The 15,675-nt window shown below is 62.8% G+C and carries 15 protein-coding genes; 6 read left to right on the top strand and 9 right to left on the bottom strand.

What is annotated here, in order from left to right:
* Nucleotides 1-3: 3 nt before the first annotated feature.
* Both IEY38_RS10600 and IEY38_RS10595 read right to left on the bottom strand, forming a co-directional pair.
* Nucleotides 4-1,248 (bottom strand): site-2 protease family protein, encoded by a 1,245-nt coding sequence (locus IEY38_RS10600; protein ID WP_188977650.1) that lies wholly within the window; start codon nt 1,246-1,248, stop codon nt 4-6.
* 95 nt (nt 1,249-1,343) lie between these two features.
* Nucleotides 1,344-1,592: a DUF7123 family protein gene (locus IEY38_RS10595; protein WP_004518404.1), complete on the bottom strand. Its 249-nt coding sequence runs from the start codon at nt 1,590-1,592 to the stop codon at nt 1,344-1,346.
* A 419-nt stretch (nt 1,593-2,011) separates the two neighbouring features.
* Here IEY38_RS10595 and pyrH point away from each other — a divergent pair, with 419 nt between their 5' ends.
* Complete coding sequence (pyrH, locus tag IEY38_RS10590) at nt 2,012-2,698, top strand: UMP kinase (protein WP_005536188.1); 687 nt, start codon at nt 2,012-2,014, stop codon at nt 2,696-2,698.
* A complete protein-coding gene (gene lysS, locus IEY38_RS10585) occupies nt 2,699-4,336 on the top strand; it encodes a lysine--tRNA ligase (protein ID WP_188977648.1) in 1,638 nt (545 codons plus the stop codon). It begins immediately after the preceding gene.
* Nucleotides 4,337-4,388: 52 nt separating this feature from the next.
* Here the strand turns inward: lysS and IEY38_RS10580 are convergent, their stop codons facing one another.
* Both IEY38_RS10580 and IEY38_RS10575 read right to left on the bottom strand, forming a co-directional pair.
* Entirely contained in the window at nt 4,389-4,565 is a 177-nt protein-coding gene (locus tag IEY38_RS10580) for a hypothetical protein (RefSeq protein WP_188977646.1), read from the bottom strand.
* 62 nt (nt 4,566-4,627) lie between these two features.
* Complete coding sequence (locus tag IEY38_RS10575) at nt 4,628-5,524, bottom strand: universal stress protein (protein WP_188977644.1); 897 nt, start codon at nt 5,522-5,524, stop codon at nt 4,628-4,630.
* A 103-nt stretch (nt 5,525-5,627) separates the two neighbouring features.
* Here IEY38_RS10575 and IEY38_RS10570 point away from each other — a divergent pair, with 103 nt between their 5' ends.
* Both IEY38_RS10570 and argS read left to right on the top strand, forming a co-directional pair.
* The gene (locus IEY38_RS10570) at nt 5,628-7,394 is read left to right on the top strand and encodes a site-2 protease family protein (RefSeq protein ID WP_188977642.1); all 1,767 of its coding nucleotides are present in this window, start codon (nt 5,628-5,630) and stop codon (nt 7,392-7,394) included.
* A gap of 134 nt (nt 7,395-7,528) precedes the next feature.
* Entirely contained in the window at nt 7,529-9,268 is a 1,740-nt protein-coding gene (gene argS, locus IEY38_RS10565) for an arginine--tRNA ligase (protein ID WP_188977640.1), read from the top strand.
* Nucleotides 9,269-9,333: 65 nt separating this feature from the next.
* Here argS and IEY38_RS10560 read toward each other — a convergent pair whose 3' ends face one another.
* Complete coding sequence (locus IEY38_RS10560) at nt 9,334-10,125, bottom strand: alpha/beta fold hydrolase (protein WP_188977638.1); 792 nt, start codon at nt 10,123-10,125, stop codon at nt 9,334-9,336.
* 132 nt (nt 10,126-10,257) lie between these two features.
* Here IEY38_RS10560 and IEY38_RS10555 point away from each other — a divergent pair, with 132 nt between their 5' ends.
* The gene (locus tag IEY38_RS10555; RefSeq protein ID WP_188977636.1) at nt 10,258-10,956 is read left to right on the top strand and encodes a helix-turn-helix domain-containing protein; all 699 of its coding nucleotides are present in this window, start codon (nt 10,258-10,260) and stop codon (nt 10,954-10,956) included.
* 53 nt (nt 10,957-11,009) lie between these two features.
* Here the strand turns inward: IEY38_RS10555 and IEY38_RS10550 are convergent, their stop codons facing one another.
* On the bottom strand, nt 11,010-11,828 hold the full coding sequence (locus tag IEY38_RS10550; RefSeq protein WP_170097603.1) for a MinD/ParA family ATP-binding protein: 819 nt from the start codon (nt 11,826-11,828) through the stop codon (nt 11,010-11,012).
* A gap of 435 nt (nt 11,829-12,263) precedes the next feature.
* Here IEY38_RS10550 and prf1 point away from each other — a divergent pair, with 435 nt between their 5' ends.
* Entirely contained in the window at nt 12,264-13,520 is a 1,257-nt protein-coding gene (gene prf1 / locus IEY38_RS10545; RefSeq protein ID WP_188977633.1) for a peptide chain release factor aRF-1, read from the top strand.
* Nucleotides 13,521-13,639: 119 nt separating this feature from the next.
* Here prf1 and IEY38_RS10540 read toward each other — a convergent pair whose 3' ends face one another.
* The 3 genes from IEY38_RS10540 to cop3 all read right to left on the bottom strand — a co-directional run bounded on the left by IEY38_RS10540 (nt 13,640) and on the right by cop3 (nt 15,643).
* Complete coding sequence (locus IEY38_RS10540; protein ID WP_188977631.1) at nt 13,640-14,032, bottom strand: DUF6276 family protein; 393 nt, start codon at nt 14,030-14,032, stop codon at nt 13,640-13,642.
* A gap of 54 nt (nt 14,033-14,086) precedes the next feature.
* Nucleotides 14,087-14,779: a V-type ATP synthase subunit D gene (locus IEY38_RS10535; protein WP_188977629.1), complete on the bottom strand. Its 693-nt coding sequence runs from the start codon at nt 14,777-14,779 to the stop codon at nt 14,087-14,089.
* A gap of 111 nt (nt 14,780-14,890) precedes the next feature.
* Entirely contained in the window at nt 14,891-15,643 is a 753-nt protein-coding gene (gene cop3, locus IEY38_RS10530; RefSeq protein ID WP_188977626.1) for a cruxrhodopsin Cop3, read from the bottom strand.
* Nucleotides 15,644-15,675: the final 32 nt, after the last annotated feature.

Below are 15,675 nucleotides of genomic sequence, written 5' to 3'. Positions count from 1 at the left end.
CGGTCAGATCGCGCTGATCTCGAACGGGACCGGCGTGAAACAGGCCAGTCCAAGCAGGAACGTAAACACGCCAAGCAGCGTCCGCCGCCGGTCCAGCGTCGTGTCCACGGTCGGTCTGGCAGGACCCGCATACGCGAGCCCGGTAGCGAACAGGCCCCAGAACACCCACAGCCCCCAGACACCGAAGCCGACCGGCGGCGGGTCGCGGGTGAAATACAGGTAGCCGGCGAGTGCGAACAGCGCGCCGGGCACCGCAGCGGCGACGGTCTCCTGGCGCTGCCCGACGATGGACCGCACGATGTGGCCGCCGTCGAGTTGCCCGACTGGGAGCAGATTCAGGAACGTGAAGAACATCCCGGCCCAGCCGGCGAACACGATCGGGTGAACCGACTCGCCGGGGCCGACCTCGGTCCCGAGCCCCAGTGCGTTCACCAGAGCCTCAAGTGCCTGGAACAGGAGCGGATAATTGAACGTGATGATGACGCCGGTGTCGCTGTTTGCCACCCGTTCCGGGACCGTGATCGGGTCTATCGAGAGGCCGATGACCGTGACGATTGTCGTCGCGACAAGGCCGGCCAGCGGACCGGCGACACCGATATCGAACAGCGCCGTCCGGTCGGGGATGCGCCCCCGGATGTTGATGACCGCCCCCATCGTGCCGAGATACGACGGAAACGGGATGAAATACGGGAGCGTCACGTCGACGCCGTGGTAGCGGGCGGCGGCATAGTGACCCAGTTCGTGAATGCCGAGTACGCCCAGCATCGCGACCACGAACGGCCAGGCCTCGAACACGCGAAGCGGATCCTCGGCGACCGGAATGTAGTACCAGGCAGTCGCGCCGACGTAGAGCGTCGACGCGATAGTCGCCAGCAGGAGCCCGATGTTGAGCCACGGGACGCCGGAGTCCGTGTCCATGGGTTCCGCAATCAACGCGTACTGGTTCTGGCGTGCGTTCAACGAACCATTGGGAGTAATCGGGTCATCGGCGTCCAGATCACCGACAATAGTAGTGCCCCCATTGCTCGTCGCGGCAGCCGTCGCAGCCGATTCGGGACCGAGTTCTTCGAGCCGAACGTCGTAGCCCTGCTGTCTGAACACCGGCCTGAGTTGCTCAGCGACGGCAGCCGGTGGCACTAGCGGGTCGCCAATATATTGGACCGTTCCGTCCACCCGCCGCACTGACGAGACGGAGAACACGCCGGCCAGTCGGTCAGGCGACGGCGGGTCGGCGGCGGAGCCACTCATCGACTATTTGTAAACGATGCGGGCACAAATACTCCGCGAACGATCACATAGGTAGCAGGTACTCCGTCCGAAAACTGTACACGGGGACCAGTCGCCTACGCCGGTTCGATACGCCAAGTGGTCGCGCTCGTGTACGACCACTTTTCGACGTTGATCTCGGACGCGCTGTCCTTGAGCTTGACCATCAGGGCACCGATCTCTTTCGGGGAGAGACCGACTTCGTCAGCGATGAACTTGCTCTTGAAATACATCTCGCCGTCACTTGCCTTCTCTGCGAGGAACGACTTCAGTCGCTCTTCTTTGGAGGGCTCTTCCTCGCCGGAGGGCGTTGCAGTAGCGCTCATCTTTGTCACCTCACTTCTTCGTAACCCCGCCGGGAGTATATAAAGGGGGGAACCTTCAGGCCACTTCGGTCACTTTCAGGACAAATCGAGCTAAAACGCATTTTTTACGACCGTTCCATATTCTTTTAGACGTTTTACAAAGGCCTCTAAGCCGATGAATTGGGTCTAGTCTCGTGGTGGTTTGAACGGTCTGTGAAAGAGAGATATCACCCTTTGTGTCCCCAACAAACAGCATTATTCACTGGTAGCACAGCAGGTCTGTCAGACGTGCGTCAGCACGTCGGGCACACGTCATACGGAGATTCCTACCGGTGTGCGGCCGACAGCAGTCGCTGTGGGGACCAGAAGGGACCGAGTATAGAGACGGGAGTCAGTGGGCTTGACAACCCTTAAGAGTGCATCGCGGTTACGGCGGGCTAATGAAAGTCGTCGTCTCCATTGGCGGAAGCGTACTGGCCCCGGATCTCGATGCGGACCGGGTTGCAGACTACGCCGACGCCATCCAGTCGCTCGATGCACAGGGGCACACGCTCGGGACCGTCGTCGGCGGTGGCCCGACCGCACGTGACTACATCGGCAGCGCCCGCGATCTCGGCGCGAACGAGATCGAACTCGACCAGCTCGGCATCGCCGTCACGCGGCTGAACGGCCGGCTACTCATCGCTGCTCTAGACGACCGCGCCGCGCCGACGCCCGCGGAGAGCTACGACGAGGGCCGGGAAGCCATCCGTCGCGGAGATATCCCCGTACTCGGGGGCATCGTCGCCGCACAGACCACCGATGCCGTGGCGGCCGCTTTCGCGGAGTACGTCGGCGCTGATCTGCTCGTCTACGCGACATCCGTTCCGGGCGTCTACGATGCTGACCCGAACGAGGACGACGACGCGACGCGGTTCGACGAACTCGGCGCGAGCGAGCTCGTCGATGTGATTGCCGATATCGAGATGGATGCCGGCAGCAGCGCACCGGTCGACCTGCTGGCGGCGAAAATCATCCAGCGGTCCGGCATCCGGACAATAGTGCTCGACGGCACTGACCCCGAACGCGTCGTGCGCGCGGTCGAAGACGGCGAGTACGAAGGGTCCGAGATTCTCCCGGAGGCATAGATGGCGGAAGACCCCTACGAGGTCGGCCGCGGCGGTTCCCGGGCGTTCTGGGCTGACTCCGTCGCCGACGCCATCGAGGAACGGGACCCCGACGAGCCGATCGTCATCAAGGGCGGCGTCTCCCCGTCGGGCGTCCCCCACATCGGCCACTTCAACGAGATTATGCGGGGCTACTACGTCGCTGAGGCCCTGCGTGACCGCGGTCACGAGGTTCGGCAGGTGTTCACCGCCGACGACAAGGACCGTCTCAGGGCGGTCCCCCGCCAGCTCGCCGACCTCGACTGGAACGTCGTCGGTCTCGGCGAAGTCGACGCCGGCGCACTCGGGCGGAACCTCGGGAAGCCCTACACGGACATTCCAGACCCTTTCGGTTGCTGTGACTCCTACGGCGCTCACTTCACGACCCTTCTCCGGAAAAGCGCCGAACTGGTCGGCGTCGACGTGGAGTTCGTCTCGAACACCGAGCTGTACGCCGACGGCGAGTTCGAAGCAGTCACGCGCCGCGTGCTCGAACGTGCTGACCGAGCCCGTGACGTGCTCTCGGAGTACCAGAACAAGGTCGACGACGACTACGTCCCGTTCCTGCCACAGTGTGCAGAGTGCGGGAAAATAACCGAAGGCGTCACCGCGGTCGACCTCGACGCCGGCGAAGTCGAATACGTCTGTGAAGACGTCGAAGCCGGCGACCAGACTATCGAGGGCTGTGGTCACGAGGGGACGGCGACGCTCCGGGATGGGAAGCTCCCGTGGCGGTTCGAATGGCCCGGCCAGTGGGAGATTCTGGGTGTCGACTTCGAGCCCTTTGGCAAGGACCACGCCGAGGGCTCCTGGCCATCGGGCGAAGATGTCGCCGAGAACGTGCTGGACATCCAGCCGCCGGTCCCGATGGTGTACGAGTGGTTCACGCTCGACGGCGAGCCGCTCTCCTCGTCGTCGGGCAACGTCATCACCGTCGACGAGGTGCTCGACATCCTCGAACCGGAGGTGTTCAAGTACTTCTTCGTGAAAGACCCGCGGAAACAGCGGGACTTCTCCGTCGAGAACGTCGACCAGCTCGTCGACGAGTTCGATCGGTTCGAGCGGCGCTACTTCGATGAGGCGGACGGGAGCGAGGACGAAGTGGAACTCGCCGAGCGGGCCTACCCGATGGTCGTAGACGAACCGCGCGAACAGCGGGTTCGGATCCCCTACACGTTCGCAGCCGTGCTCGGGATGACTGACGACCCGGAACAGCGGGAGCAGATCGCCCGGAAAGAGGGGCACATCCCGGACGATGCACCAGAGTGGGCCGTCGAACAGGCGCTCGCTCGCGTCGAGCGTGCTCAAGAGTGGGCCAGCCTGACGAACAACGAGTTCAACTACGAACTCAAGCGAGCGGAGATGCCCGACGTGTCCTTCGACGACGCGACGGCGGCCGCGCTGGACGAGCTGGCCGATTTCATCGCCGAAGGCCACGACGGCGAGGCGATTCAGTCTGAAATATACGAGACGGCAAAGCGAAACGACATCGACATCAGCGAGTTCTTCTCGGCCGGCTACCGGCTGCTGTTCGACGATACCGAAGGTCCACAGCTCGGGACGTTCATCGCGAAGCTGGATCAGGAGTTCGTTGTGGAGCGGTTCCGTCGGAACGAGTGAGCCTGGGTAAGCAGGTCTTACCAGACTGTACCACCCCATCGAAGGGGCGCGTTCAGGGCGACTGTTCCTGCGTGTCGGCCTGCTCGAACATCGGTCCGAGCCGCTCGTCGTAGCAGTCCTGACAGACGTACACGTCAATGACGCCCGTCTCGCTGTGCGTGTGAAACATCGCGTGGACGGTAGCGTCGAACGGGACCGTCTCGCCACAGATCCCGCAGGTTTCTGGCATTGTCCGGCACCGTGTTGTGATACGTTCGCACGATACATAGAACGGATGGTTTGTCCACCCGCTCAGGTCGAGCGGGGCGTCACTAGCACGGGGATATCGACAGTTCGGAGCAATTGCGATGTGACACTGCCGAGTATCTGACGTTTCAGGTTCGAACGGCCGTGTGACGCCATCACGACGAGGTCGATGTCGTTATCGGAGACGTACTCTTGAATGCCGGCGGCGACGCCATCGAGCGAGGTCGTCTGTTCCACAGCAGTTTGGACTGATACGTCCGGAGATATCTGTCCGAGTTCGTCGGCGGTTGCTGCGACGGCGTCACGTCCGTTGTCTTCCAGTCGTTCGATGAACACCTCGTTCAGGCCACCAGCGTTGAACGCGCCGCCGGCGGCCTGGATATCGACGACATTGAGGACGTGGACTGTCGCATCGCACCGGTCTGCTACCGCCGCGCCGTGTCGCGTCGCCGTTTCGGCGTTCGCGCTGCCGTCAGTCGGGAGGAGTATCTGCGAGTAATCGAACTCATCCCTTTCCACCTGTGTCCCGTCGGAAACGACGAGTACAGGCACCGCAGTTCGGTGCAAGATCTGTTCGGTGACACCACCGAGGAGTCGCTTCCCGAGACCGGTCATTCCCTGTCGGCCGAGGACAATGACCCCTGCGTCGGTTTCGCGAGCGTACTCGTCAATCTGCACACTCGGTTTTCCCTCAAGCAGTTCCGTCGTGACGGGCTGGCCGGCGTCAGCGGCGAGCGATTCGATCTCCGTGAGGACCGACTCGCCGTGTTCCCGGAGACGCCCGCTCTCGCGGTCCGTTCGCGTGAGCCTGCGTGCTCGCTGGTCAACGACGTGAACCACCTCGGCAGTCGCGTCGAAGTCCCTGGCCAGTGCAAGGCCACGCCGTGTGGCTGCCGTGGATTCGTCGCTCCCGTCGACGGGAATGAGCACGTGGTCGTACATTGTGTGGTTGTTTACCACAGAGTCACTTGACCGTTGGCCGCTATGTGCCAGCAGTGTGTCCCAAACCAAACCCTCTTGCTTGGCTAAACCTATTTTCTGACAAATGGTGAGTACGCTGACGTGGGTCCTCGCGGGCCTTGTCGCCTACACCCTCCTCGCGATGGCGCTACGGACCCGCGGCGTTGTCCCCGAATATATTCGTTTTAGCGGCCCGATTACGACAATTCACACACAGAAGGGCAAGGCAGTCCTCGACTGGCTTGCACGGCCAAAGCGGTTCTGGCGCGCCTGGGGGAACCTCGGCGTCGGGTTCGGACTCGTCGTGATGGTCGGCTCGTTCCTCCTCGTTGCGCTCGGAGCCTATCAGGCGCTCGTCAACCCACAGCCATCCGCACTGAACGAACCGCGGAACGCGCTGGCGATTCCCGGCGTGAACGACTTCCTCCCGCTGTCAGTCGCACCGGAAATCGTGCTCGGGTTGTTGCTTGGCCTCGTCGTCCACGAGGGTGGCCACGGACTGTTCTGTCGCGTCGAGGACATCGACATCGAGTCGATGGGGCTTGCCCTGCTGGCGATTATCCCGATCGGGGCGTTCGTCGAACCCGACGAAGACGAACTCCTCCGCACCGACCGCGGCTCGCAGACTCGGATGTACACGGCCGGTGTGACCAACAACTTTGCGCTCGCGATCATCACGCTTCTGTTGCTGTTCGGACCGGTCGCCGGTGCTGTCGCCGTCGTCGACGGCGTGCCGGTCGGAAGTCCGATCAACGGAACCCCCGCCGCCGATGCGGGTATCGAGTCGGGTGACGTCATTACGGCGGTCAACGGCCAGTCGGTCGAGAACCAGCAGGAACTCGAATCGGTGCTCGCTGAAAGCGGCGCACAGACTGTCGAAGTGGCCCGCAAAGACGCCGAAACCGTCAGCGTTGAGCGGTCTGTCGTCGTCTCTGCGGCCCTCCAGAGCGCGCCACTCGGGACTGGTGAGACGATCGTCGCTGTCAACGGGACCGCAGTAGCGACCCGCAGTGAGTTCGAACAGGCGGCTCGAAACCATCCCGTCGCAACGGTCGAAACTGAGTCCGGGGAGACGGTCACGACCCCGCTCGGTGCGTACGTGCTGGTCGCTGAAGACGGCCCGCTGGCCGGAGAAGGAGCGCCAAGCGGCGAAGGCATGATTATCACCGCGGTCAACGGGGAACGAACACACAGCGGGGCGGCGCTGATGCAGGCCCTTGAGGGCGGCGAACCCGGTGATCAGGTGACGATCACCGGCTACGTCGACGGTGAACGCGAGACGTATGAGGTAACGATGGCCGAGAGCGAACAGGTCGACAACGGCATCATCGGTGTCAGTATCCAGCAGGGGATCAGCGGTATTCAGGTCAGTGACTTCGGCATCGACGCCTACCCCGCGGCGGCGTTCCTCGAATTCATCGGCGGTTCCCCGGACACACCCACGTCAGTCTCCGAGTTCTCGTTCGCCCAGCGGATCTTCAGCACGCTCTTGCTTCCGTTCATCGGCGTCGCTGGCGGCTTCGGCTACAACTTCGCCGGCTTTACCGGAATCGCGACGAACTTCTACACCGTTCAGGGCCCGCTCGGGGCGCTCGGGACGACACCGGTGTTCCTGCTCGCGAACGTCCTCTTCTGGACCGGCTGGATCAACCTCGTCATCGGCCAGTTCAACCTCATCCCGACGTTCCCGCTCGATGGCGGCCACATCCTGCGGGCATCAACCGAATCGTTCGTCTCGCGGCTGCCCGTCTCTGATGGGCGGCGAGTGACGACGGCCGTCTCGATAGCAATCACAGTGTCGATGATCAGCGGCCTCCTGTTGATGGTGTTCGGTCCGCGGCTCCTGACCTGAGACGGGCGGCTGTCCCTGTTTCTCTCGACGCTCGGCTGACTATTGGCGGTTGCTGTGGATTCGAAGTCTACCAGCCCGTCTAACACGGTCGGGGTTTCGTTACCCATTTACTCCCCGCCGCGAAAGCCGGGCGTATGTTCCTGCAGCTCCGTGCGGAGGTCGAGGACGCTCTCGCCGACGCACTCACAACCCTCGACCTGCCGGCCGAGGACCTCGGTATCGAGGAACCCCCGGAGGACGTTGACGCCGTATTAGCATCGAGCGTCGCCTTCCGGCTGGCCGGCGAGGTCGGTACTGCGCCGCCAAACGTCGCCGGCGACATCGCCGACGCGATCGACGCCGACGACCCCACCTACGTCAGCGACGTGACGACACAGGGGCCGTACGTCAATTTCCTTCCGAGTGAAGCGTACTTCGCTGAAACTCTGCAGTCGGTCACAGAGAGCGAGTTCGGGCGGCTTCCCGACCGCGACACCAGCGTCGTCGTCGAGCACACGTCCGCGAATCCGACCGGCCCGGTCCACGTCGGGCGAGCGCGCAACCCTATCATCGGCGATGCCGTCGCTCGCGTCCTCGACTACGCTGGTTACGACGTCGACCGCCACTACTACGTCAACGACGCAGGCCGGCAGATCGCGGTGTTCACCTGGGCCTACGAGACCTTCGATGAAGACGACCTGCCCGAACCCGAACGGGAGTCCCCGGAGTACGAGATGGTCCGGTACTACCGCAAGGGCAACACCGTCCTCGAAGACGGCGACCCCGAGGAGGTCGAGGAAGCAGAGACCGAGATACAGTCGATTCTGCAGGGCCTCGAAGAGGGCAACGAAGAGACCTACGAGCGCGTCGCCGAGGTAGTGGATACGGTGCTGGGCGGGATGCAGAACACACTCGGTCGCCTCCCGGCGGAGTTCGACGAGTTCGTCAAGGAGACGCAGTTCATGCGCAACGGCGACACGGACGAGCTGGTCGACCGCCTGAAAGCGCTCGATTGCGCCGTCTACGAGGAAGACGCCTGGCAGCTTGACCTGCCCGACTTCGAAAAGAACCTCGTGTTCCTGCGCTCCGACGGGACCTCGCTGTACACCACTCGGGACCTGGCCCACCACGAGTGGAAGTTCGACACCTACGACCGCGCCGTCACGGTGCTCGGCGAGGACCACAAGCTGCAGGCCGATCAGCTCTCGGCGGCGCTGGAACTGCTCGAAAACGATACCGACCAACTCCGGCAGGTGTTTTACTCCTGGGTGAACCTCCCGGAAGGCGGAATGAGTACGCGCGAGGGAACCGGTATCGACCTTGACGACCTGCTCGATGAAGCCGTTGACCGTGCACGCGAAGAGGTCGAGTCGAGACTCGACGACCGGACCCGCGGCGACCTCGACGAGGACGACATCGACCGGATCGCTCGTCAGGTCGGTATCGGCGCGGTGCGCTACGACATCGTCTCGAAACAGCCGACCAAGGGCATCACCTTCGAATGGGACCGTGCGCTGGACTTCGAGGCCCAGTCCGCGCCCTACGTGCAGTACGTCCACGCGCGGTGCTGTGGCATTCTGGGCGACGTGGAGACCGACATCCCCGACGAGCCGGATCTCGACCCGCTGTCGGAGCCGGAAGAACGCGATCTGCTTCGCGAACTGGCTCGGTTCCCCGCCGTCATCGAGGCAGCCGCGGACGACCTGACGCCCCACACCGTCGCCACCTACACCCGCGACCTCGCCGAGACGTTCAACGCCTTCTACCGGGAGTGTCCGGTACTCGATGCCGACCCAGAAACCCGCGCCGCGCGGCTCGCGCTCGTCGACGGGACCCGAACGGCGATTGCGAACGCGCTGGACGCGCTGGGCGTTGAAGCGCCGACCTCGATGTAGGTCCGGCCCACGTCGAATATCCGATGTGAGAAGCGATAAGCGGCGAATCAGTCCGGCTGACCGAGCTATTTTTCGAGGAACGCGTCGACTTCCGCTGCGATCAGATCGGGTGCCTCGCCGGGACCGCTGTGGCTGACGCCGTCGAACTCGACGAATCGGCTCCGTGGCAGTGCGTCGTGCACGTTTCGCGCGCTCTGCCGGAGGAAATCCGGCCCGTCGGTTCCGGAGAGAACGAGCGTGGGCGCGTCGACATCGAGACGATCCGGGAGCCGGTACTGTTCGACAGAGCGGTTCATCCGGACGACCTCCTCGGCGAGGGCCACACAGTCAGGCCAGACGGGCCACTCCGCAAGCCAGGCGTCGAGGTCCTCGATACCGTCGGGGTGGAGAACCTGTTCGATGTAGCGTTTCACTGCTTCCGCTCGCTTTCCGTCCTGAATGAGCGACGCCATTCGGTCGGCGAGATCGGCGTCGGCCCGGTAGTCACCGGGGAGCACCGCCGGTTCATACGCGATGACCGCCTCAACCGACGTAGCCGTCGCGGCCTCGATAGCGGTGAGTGCGCCGTAGGAGTGGCCAAACAGGATAGGGTCTCCGTCGACAGCGTCGACAAGCGCCTGAACGTACCTGACCTCGCGGTCCAGTACCTCGTCGGCGCTCGTTTCCGTGGCGGAGTCGAGACAGGTGCCGAACCCCGGCCGCTGGGGAACGACAGCGCCATATCCCTCGAACGCCGGTACGACCGGTCCCCAGTACTCCGTAGGGGCCATCCCACCGTGTAAGAGAACGAGTGGCTGGCCGTCACTGTAGCGCTCGAATTCGACTTCAATCTCATCTGTCGGTTGTGTTGGCTGCATACAACAACACGGTCGCGCGCCGTCGGGCTAAGCCGTTCTCTCAGTGATTGGGCCCTTTAAAACGAGCGGGTGTAGCAGGGGCAGACACACTGTTCCGACAGGCGCTTCAGCATCGACGTAGAGCGAGTTCGTATGGGGATCATTGCAGAGTTTCAGATATACTGCGATGCGTTGCCGCTCGTGTCGGTTGCAGAGACGGTCCCAGAGACGTCGATTACCCTTTCCCTCCAGTACAACCACGGCCGTCGTCCGCTGTTCATTGTAACCGTGACCGGCGGTTCCAAGCAGGCTGTCGAGCGGGCACTCACTAACGCCTACGACGTGCAGGAGTGGACGCGCATCGGGACGGCCGGCGACACTCGACGATATCAGGCAGTGCCGGCACTGAGTTTCGAGGAGCAACTCGGCGACCAAATCGACGACCTGGACGGACTCGAAGCACTTGCTACGGCAGACGCCATCATCGAACAGATAACCGTGACTGCTGACGGGTGGGAGCAAATGGGCTGGTTCGCCGACCGAACGGCGTTCACCGAGTTTTCCTCGTTCTGGCAACAGAACGCTGAGTTCAGCCTGGAGCGACTGACCCGGGATGCGGAGCCGAAGCCGCCCGGGAACGGGCTCACCGACCGACAACTCGAAGCGCTACGGACGGCGTACGAAATGGGGCATTTCGAAATCCCGCGACGTGCATCACTGGATGCCGTGGCAAAGGAACTGGACATCTCTGCGTCGTCGCTCTCCGAGCGACTGAGCCGGGCACAGACCCAGCTCATTCAGGAAACGGTCGCAACGCTGTGGCCGCCGCTTCCGGAAACCCAGAAACAGTGAAACGCCGGCGGAGCAGCGGGCTGAGGCCGGAACAGCAAGCGGGCGCGGAGAGGTCAGTTAAAGAGCCCGAACACGCCGCCTGAGTCCTCGTCGTCGTCGACATCGGAGTGGTCCTCGGTATCGTCACGGAACCACTCGTCGTCGAGTATCGTCTCCATATCCACTTCGGGACTCTCGCCGTGGAAGAACACACCCTCAAGCGCCTCGGTCAGCCGCTGATAGGCGTCTGCAGCCGTGCTCTCGGGGGCGTTGAGCACGAGCGGTTCCTCGGTCGTCGCTTGCGGGTCGTCCGGGATGACCGCAAGCAGCGGGAACTCCATCTGCTCGGCGATGGACGCGACGTCAGTGTGGCGGGTCGCACGGTTGATGATCGCGCCGAGAACGGTCCCATCGATACGGTTCGCTAGCTGGGCTGTTTTGACCGTATCACCCACCGCAACGTCATCGGGAGTCGTGACGAGGACGATTCCATCGGCCAGCCCGAGCGGCACGGCGACTTCGTGGCTCAGTCCGGCCCCGGTGTCTATCAGCACCACGTCGTAGGCATTTCGGAGCGTCTTGATTACTTTCCGAAGCTTTGCGGGGTCAGCGTCCGCGAACGCCTCCAGCGACTGTTCGCCCGGAATCACCGTGAGCCCGCCCGGTGCATCGGTCAGGGCCTCACTCACGGCAGCCTCGCCAGCCAGGATCTCGTGGAGGCTCTTTTCGGGCTCCACGGAGAGCATCGAGCCGAGATTCGCCATCCCCAGATCGGCGTCGACGACAGCCACATCGTAGTCCATCTCCTGCAGGACGGCTCCGAGATTGACCGCGGTCGTCGTCTTTCCGACGCCGCCCTTGCCGCCCGCAATCGTACACACATACCCCGCCATAGTCTGATTGCTTGGGTACAATGCAGGCAGTCATATAAATGCGACTGTCATTTGTCGAACCGCTACGTGACTGATCCCCCGGGATGAGTCGGGTACGGCCACTCAGATCAGCAGAAGGGTACGTCTGCCATATCGACCGCCCCATCTCCTCTCCCAGTTGTGCCGGAACGCTTCGTTTCGCTCCCGTTCACCACAGCTCCCATCGGTCGCCGTTCCGGCACGAGGACCGCTCACTTTGTTCGCGCCCTTCGCTACTCACGGGTCGTCCCTCCCCCGCTCGTCTCATCCGAAGGCCGCGCTTCTCACTTCCTCCACGGCTCCCGTCGGTCGCCGTTCCGACACGAGGACCGCTCACTTCGTTCGCGCCCCTCGCTGCTCGCACGCCCTTCGCTCCCTGTCAACAGGTTCTTACGCCACCTCGGCCAACATAGAGTAATGAGCGAGCAGCAGGAACAGGAACAATCTGACAAGCAGAAATACGAGTTCCGGAAGGTCATCGAGGAACTCAAGGGGTACCAGGGTTCGGGCACCCAACTCGTCTCTATCTACATCCCCGAGGACAAGCTGATCAGCGACGTCGTCGCCCACGTCACGCAAGAGCACTCAGAGGCTTCGAACATCAAGTCGAAGGACACGCGGACAGCGGTGCAGGACGCACTCACTTCTATCAAGGACCGACTCCGGTACTACGACGTTCGGCCACCCGACAACGGACTGGTCGTGTTCTCGGGCGCGTTCGACACCGGCGGCGGCCGAACCGACATGGTGACGAAGGTCCTCGAATCACCACCGGACCCCATCGAGTCGTTCCGCTATCACTGTGACTCGGAGTTCCTCACCGAGCCACTAGAGCACATGCTGGCCGACAAAGGCCTGTTCGGCCTCATCGTGCTCGACCGGCGCGAGGCCAACGTCGGCTGGCTGAAGGGCAAGCGCGTCGAACCCGTCAAGTCTGCCTCCTCACTGGTCCCGGGCAAACAGCGGAAAGGTGGCCAGTCCGCCCAGCGTTTCGCCCGCCTCCGGCTGGAAGCCATCGACAACTTCTATCAGGAGGTCGCCGGCATGGCGAACGACCTGTTCGTCGCCGACCGCCACGAACTTGACGGGATCCTCGTCGGCGGCCCCTCACCGACGAAAGACGAGTTCCTCGACGGCGACTACCTCCACCACGAGCTACAGGACATGGTGCTGGGGAAGTTCGACGTGGCCTACACCGACGAGTCAGGGCTGTACGACCTCGTAGACGCGGCCGATGACGTACTGGCCGAACACGAGATGCTCCGGGACAAGGAGCTCATGGAGGACTTCTTCAAGCAGCTCCACAACGGTGACAAGGCCACCTACGGGTTCGACCAGACGCGCCAGAACCTCAACATGGGCGCGGTCGAACAGCTGCTCATCTCCGAAGACCTCCGGAAAGACGTGGTCGCTTACACCTGCGAGAACGGCCACGATGAGTACGAACTCATCAACAGTAGCGCCGGGACCGACGACCACGAGTGCTCCCGCTGTGGGGCCACCGTCGACGCCGAGGACGGCGAGCGCGAAGACGCCATCGACCACCTGATGGAACTGGCCGACCAGCGGGGCACCGAGACGGTGTTCATCTCGACTGACTTCGAAAAAGGCGAACAGCTACTGACCGCGTTCGGCGGCGTCGCTGGCCTGCTGCGCTACTCGACCGGCGTCTAACGCGCCCGTTCTCTTACTTCTGGTCCGTCTTCGACGAAGGCGGCGTCACGATCATTACCACCGAAGTACGTTCGGTCAATTCCCTCTACTGCAATTCAAGAAGTGATTGGGCTGCCGATTCACAGCAACTGTTCGAGTTGCCGACGGCGACGGCCGAGGTCGACGTGGGCCGCCTCGCCGTAGCTGGCGTCGAGTCGGTCCAAGGCCAAGAGTGGGTCGACGCCCTCGCGCTCGATTCGCTCCAGCAGCGCAGTGATCTCGTCGCGGTGCATCGCAAGCGAATCGAGCAACCCGACGAGTAACAGCAGCGGGACCGCCGTGCCGTCGGCATCGGGAATCGCCCCGTCAAGATCCGTGAAGTCCGGGAAATCAGTGGGCGGCTCCGTCTCCGGGTGAAGCGCCAGACAGGACCGGCAAACGCTGGCCCCCGGTGCGTCTCCGGGGAGATATTGCTGGAGGTCAGACGGGACTGGGAACGAAACGAGGTCGCCACCGCAGTCGGGACAGGCCATACTCAACAGGAACGGGAAAGCGCAAAAACGATACCGGTCAGGACGGCCCCCTGTTCAGTCGCCAGCAGTGACCGCTTCAGGCTCTTCTTCTGCTTCCTCTTCGGCTGCGAGCGCGTCCTCTTCTTCTTCCTTCTTGGCTTTGATCTTCTTCATGCGGAAGATCTCTTCGCGCTCCTGCTCTTCGAGTTTCTGCTCGATGTACTCCTGATTGTCGTAGAGATCGGGCAGGAGTTTGAATTCGAGGGCGTTGACACGGCGCTTCGTGGTCTCGATCTCCTCAAGCATCTTCTTCATCGCTGTTTCGACTTCGGCGGCGAGGATGATGTTTTCGAGGAGTTCTTCGTAGGCCTCGGCAGCCTCGTCGATGCGGGCCGAAGTCCCCATGACACCGTACCCACGCTCGTCCAGCGATTTCCGGACCTTACTGGACTCGATCTGTGGGACGACAACACCCATGATGTTCTTGGACTGGGTCGTCAGTTCGGGGTGTTCTTTCAGTGCTGCGGCGGCCCCACGGACGGCCACGTCACCCTCCATCGCCCGGGCCATATTGATCGCGCGCTGGGCCCGATCGTAGGAATCGTCGAGGTCCTCACGGACGTCTTGCGCCTGGTCCAGAATGTCCATGAACTCCATGATGAGGCCGTCACGCTTCTTCTCCAGCGTGTCGTGCCCACGCTCGGACAGCTCAATGCGGTCCTCGATCTGCATCAGATTCTTGCGCGTGGGTTTGACGTCCTTAGCCATTACGGGTCCCTTTTCGACGTAGGCAGTTAACGGTTTCCAGTTATTACGGTCCGCGCACCGCCGCTATCGGGCTGGCAGCAAAAAACGGGGTCGTCGAACGGCAGTCGGTTGTTAGTCGGCCGTGGCCGTCGCGCCGGCACCGGTCGACTCGGCCGCGCCGTCAAGCACGCCGTGGCTCCGGAGCAGGATGATACCGAAGCCGACCTTGGCGGTCAGGTCGATGACCATGAAGCCGGCCGTCTCGATACCGATCCCGACAAGGCCGATCCCCTCGGTCCCGATGAGCCACCACACCGGGTACACCAACCACACGACGGTCACGAGGTTTCGTAGCGTCTTGAAGGTGCTACGCGTGTCACTGGGCAAGTCTGCGACCCGACCGGACAGCGAGCTGAACAGGAAGTACAGCAGGACCAGCAGGAAGGCGGTACTGATGCCCCACCAGACCAGCCGTTCCGCACCGGCCGACAGCACGCCGCTTCCTGCGCTCAGCGTCGCGACCAGCCCGGTCCCGATCATCAGCACGTCGAGGCTGACGAGCGAGCTGATAGTGTTACGGTCTGCCCCGGCAAGCAACCCGAGGTCGTACAACAGCAACGGCGTCGTGAACAACCAGTCACTGTATCGGGCCCAGTAGATGGGGTGCTCTTCGCCGGCGAACTCGACAATCGTCAACCCGAAGCCAAGCGCCATCGCGAGGTAATTCACGAACGCGATTGCCGTGATGAGTATTGTCGCGATGTAGAACTTTTGACGCCTACTGTCGGTCTCACCCCAGCCGCGCGCGATGAAGTAGAGCATGCCGAGGAACATGCCCGCTGTACCTAACCACAGCCATATCGCTTCACTCCCTGGTTCTGGCATAGTGCGTTCTAGTGTAGGAGGGCAACGCTAAA

The sequence above is a fragment of the Haloarcula sebkhae genome (genome assembly GCF_014647415.1).
Taxonomy (GTDB): domain Archaea; phylum Halobacteriota; class Halobacteria; order Halobacteriales; family Haloarculaceae; genus Haloarcula; species Haloarcula sebkhae.
This window is presented reverse-complemented; position numbering and strand designations above follow the sequence as displayed.

Excerpts from the sequence above, each read along its gene's own strand:
- IEY38_RS10535 (WP_188977629.1), bottom strand. The coding sequence starts at position 14,779 with ATGGCTAAGGACGTCAAACCCACGCGCAAGAATCTGATGCAGATCGAG.
- IEY38_RS10575 (WP_188977644.1), bottom strand. The coding sequence starts at position 5,524 with ATGTACGACCACGTGCTCATTCCCGTCGACGGGAGCGACGAATCCACG.
- lysS (WP_188977648.1), top strand. The coding sequence starts at position 2,699 with ATGGCGGAAGACCCCTACGAGGTCGGCCGCGGCGGTTCCCGGGCGTTC.
- IEY38_RS10595 (WP_004518404.1), bottom strand. The coding sequence starts at position 1,592 with ATGAGCGCTACTGCAACGCCCTCCGGCGAGGAAGAGCCCTCCAAAGAA.
- IEY38_RS10600 (WP_188977650.1), bottom strand. The coding sequence starts at position 1,248 with ATGAGTGGCTCCGCCGCCGACCCGCCGTCGCCTGACCGACTGGCCGGC.
- argS (WP_188977640.1), top strand. The coding sequence starts at position 7,529 with ATGTTCCTGCAGCTCCGTGCGGAGGTCGAGGACGCTCTCGCCGACGCA.
- IEY38_RS10540 (WP_188977631.1), bottom strand. The coding sequence starts at position 14,032 with ATGGCCTGTCCCGACTGCGGTGGCGACCTCGTTTCGTTCCCAGTCCCG.
- IEY38_RS10550 (WP_170097603.1), bottom strand. The coding sequence starts at position 11,828 with ATGGCGGGGTATGTGTGTACGATTGCGGGCGGCAAGGGCGGCGTCGGA.
- IEY38_RS10570 (WP_188977642.1), top strand. The coding sequence starts at position 5,628 with ATGGTGAGTACGCTGACGTGGGTCCTCGCGGGCCTTGTCGCCTACACC.
- IEY38_RS10580 (WP_188977646.1), bottom strand. The coding sequence starts at position 4,565 with ATGCCAGAAACCTGCGGGATCTGTGGCGAGACGGTCCCGTTCGACGCT.
- cop3 (WP_188977626.1), bottom strand. The coding sequence starts at position 15,643 with ATGCCAGAACCAGGGAGTGAAGCGATATGGCTGTGGTTAGGTACAGCG.
- IEY38_RS10555 (WP_188977636.1), top strand. The coding sequence starts at position 10,258 with ATGGGGATCATTGCAGAGTTTCAGATATACTGCGATGCGTTGCCGCTC.
- pyrH (WP_005536188.1), top strand. The coding sequence starts at position 2,012 with ATGAAAGTCGTCGTCTCCATTGGCGGAAGCGTACTGGCCCCGGATCTC.
- IEY38_RS10560 (WP_188977638.1), bottom strand. The coding sequence starts at position 10,125 with ATGCAGCCAACACAACCGACAGATGAGATTGAAGTCGAATTCGAGCGC.
- prf1 (WP_188977633.1), top strand. The coding sequence starts at position 12,264 with ATGAGCGAGCAGCAGGAACAGGAACAATCTGACAAGCAGAAATACGAG.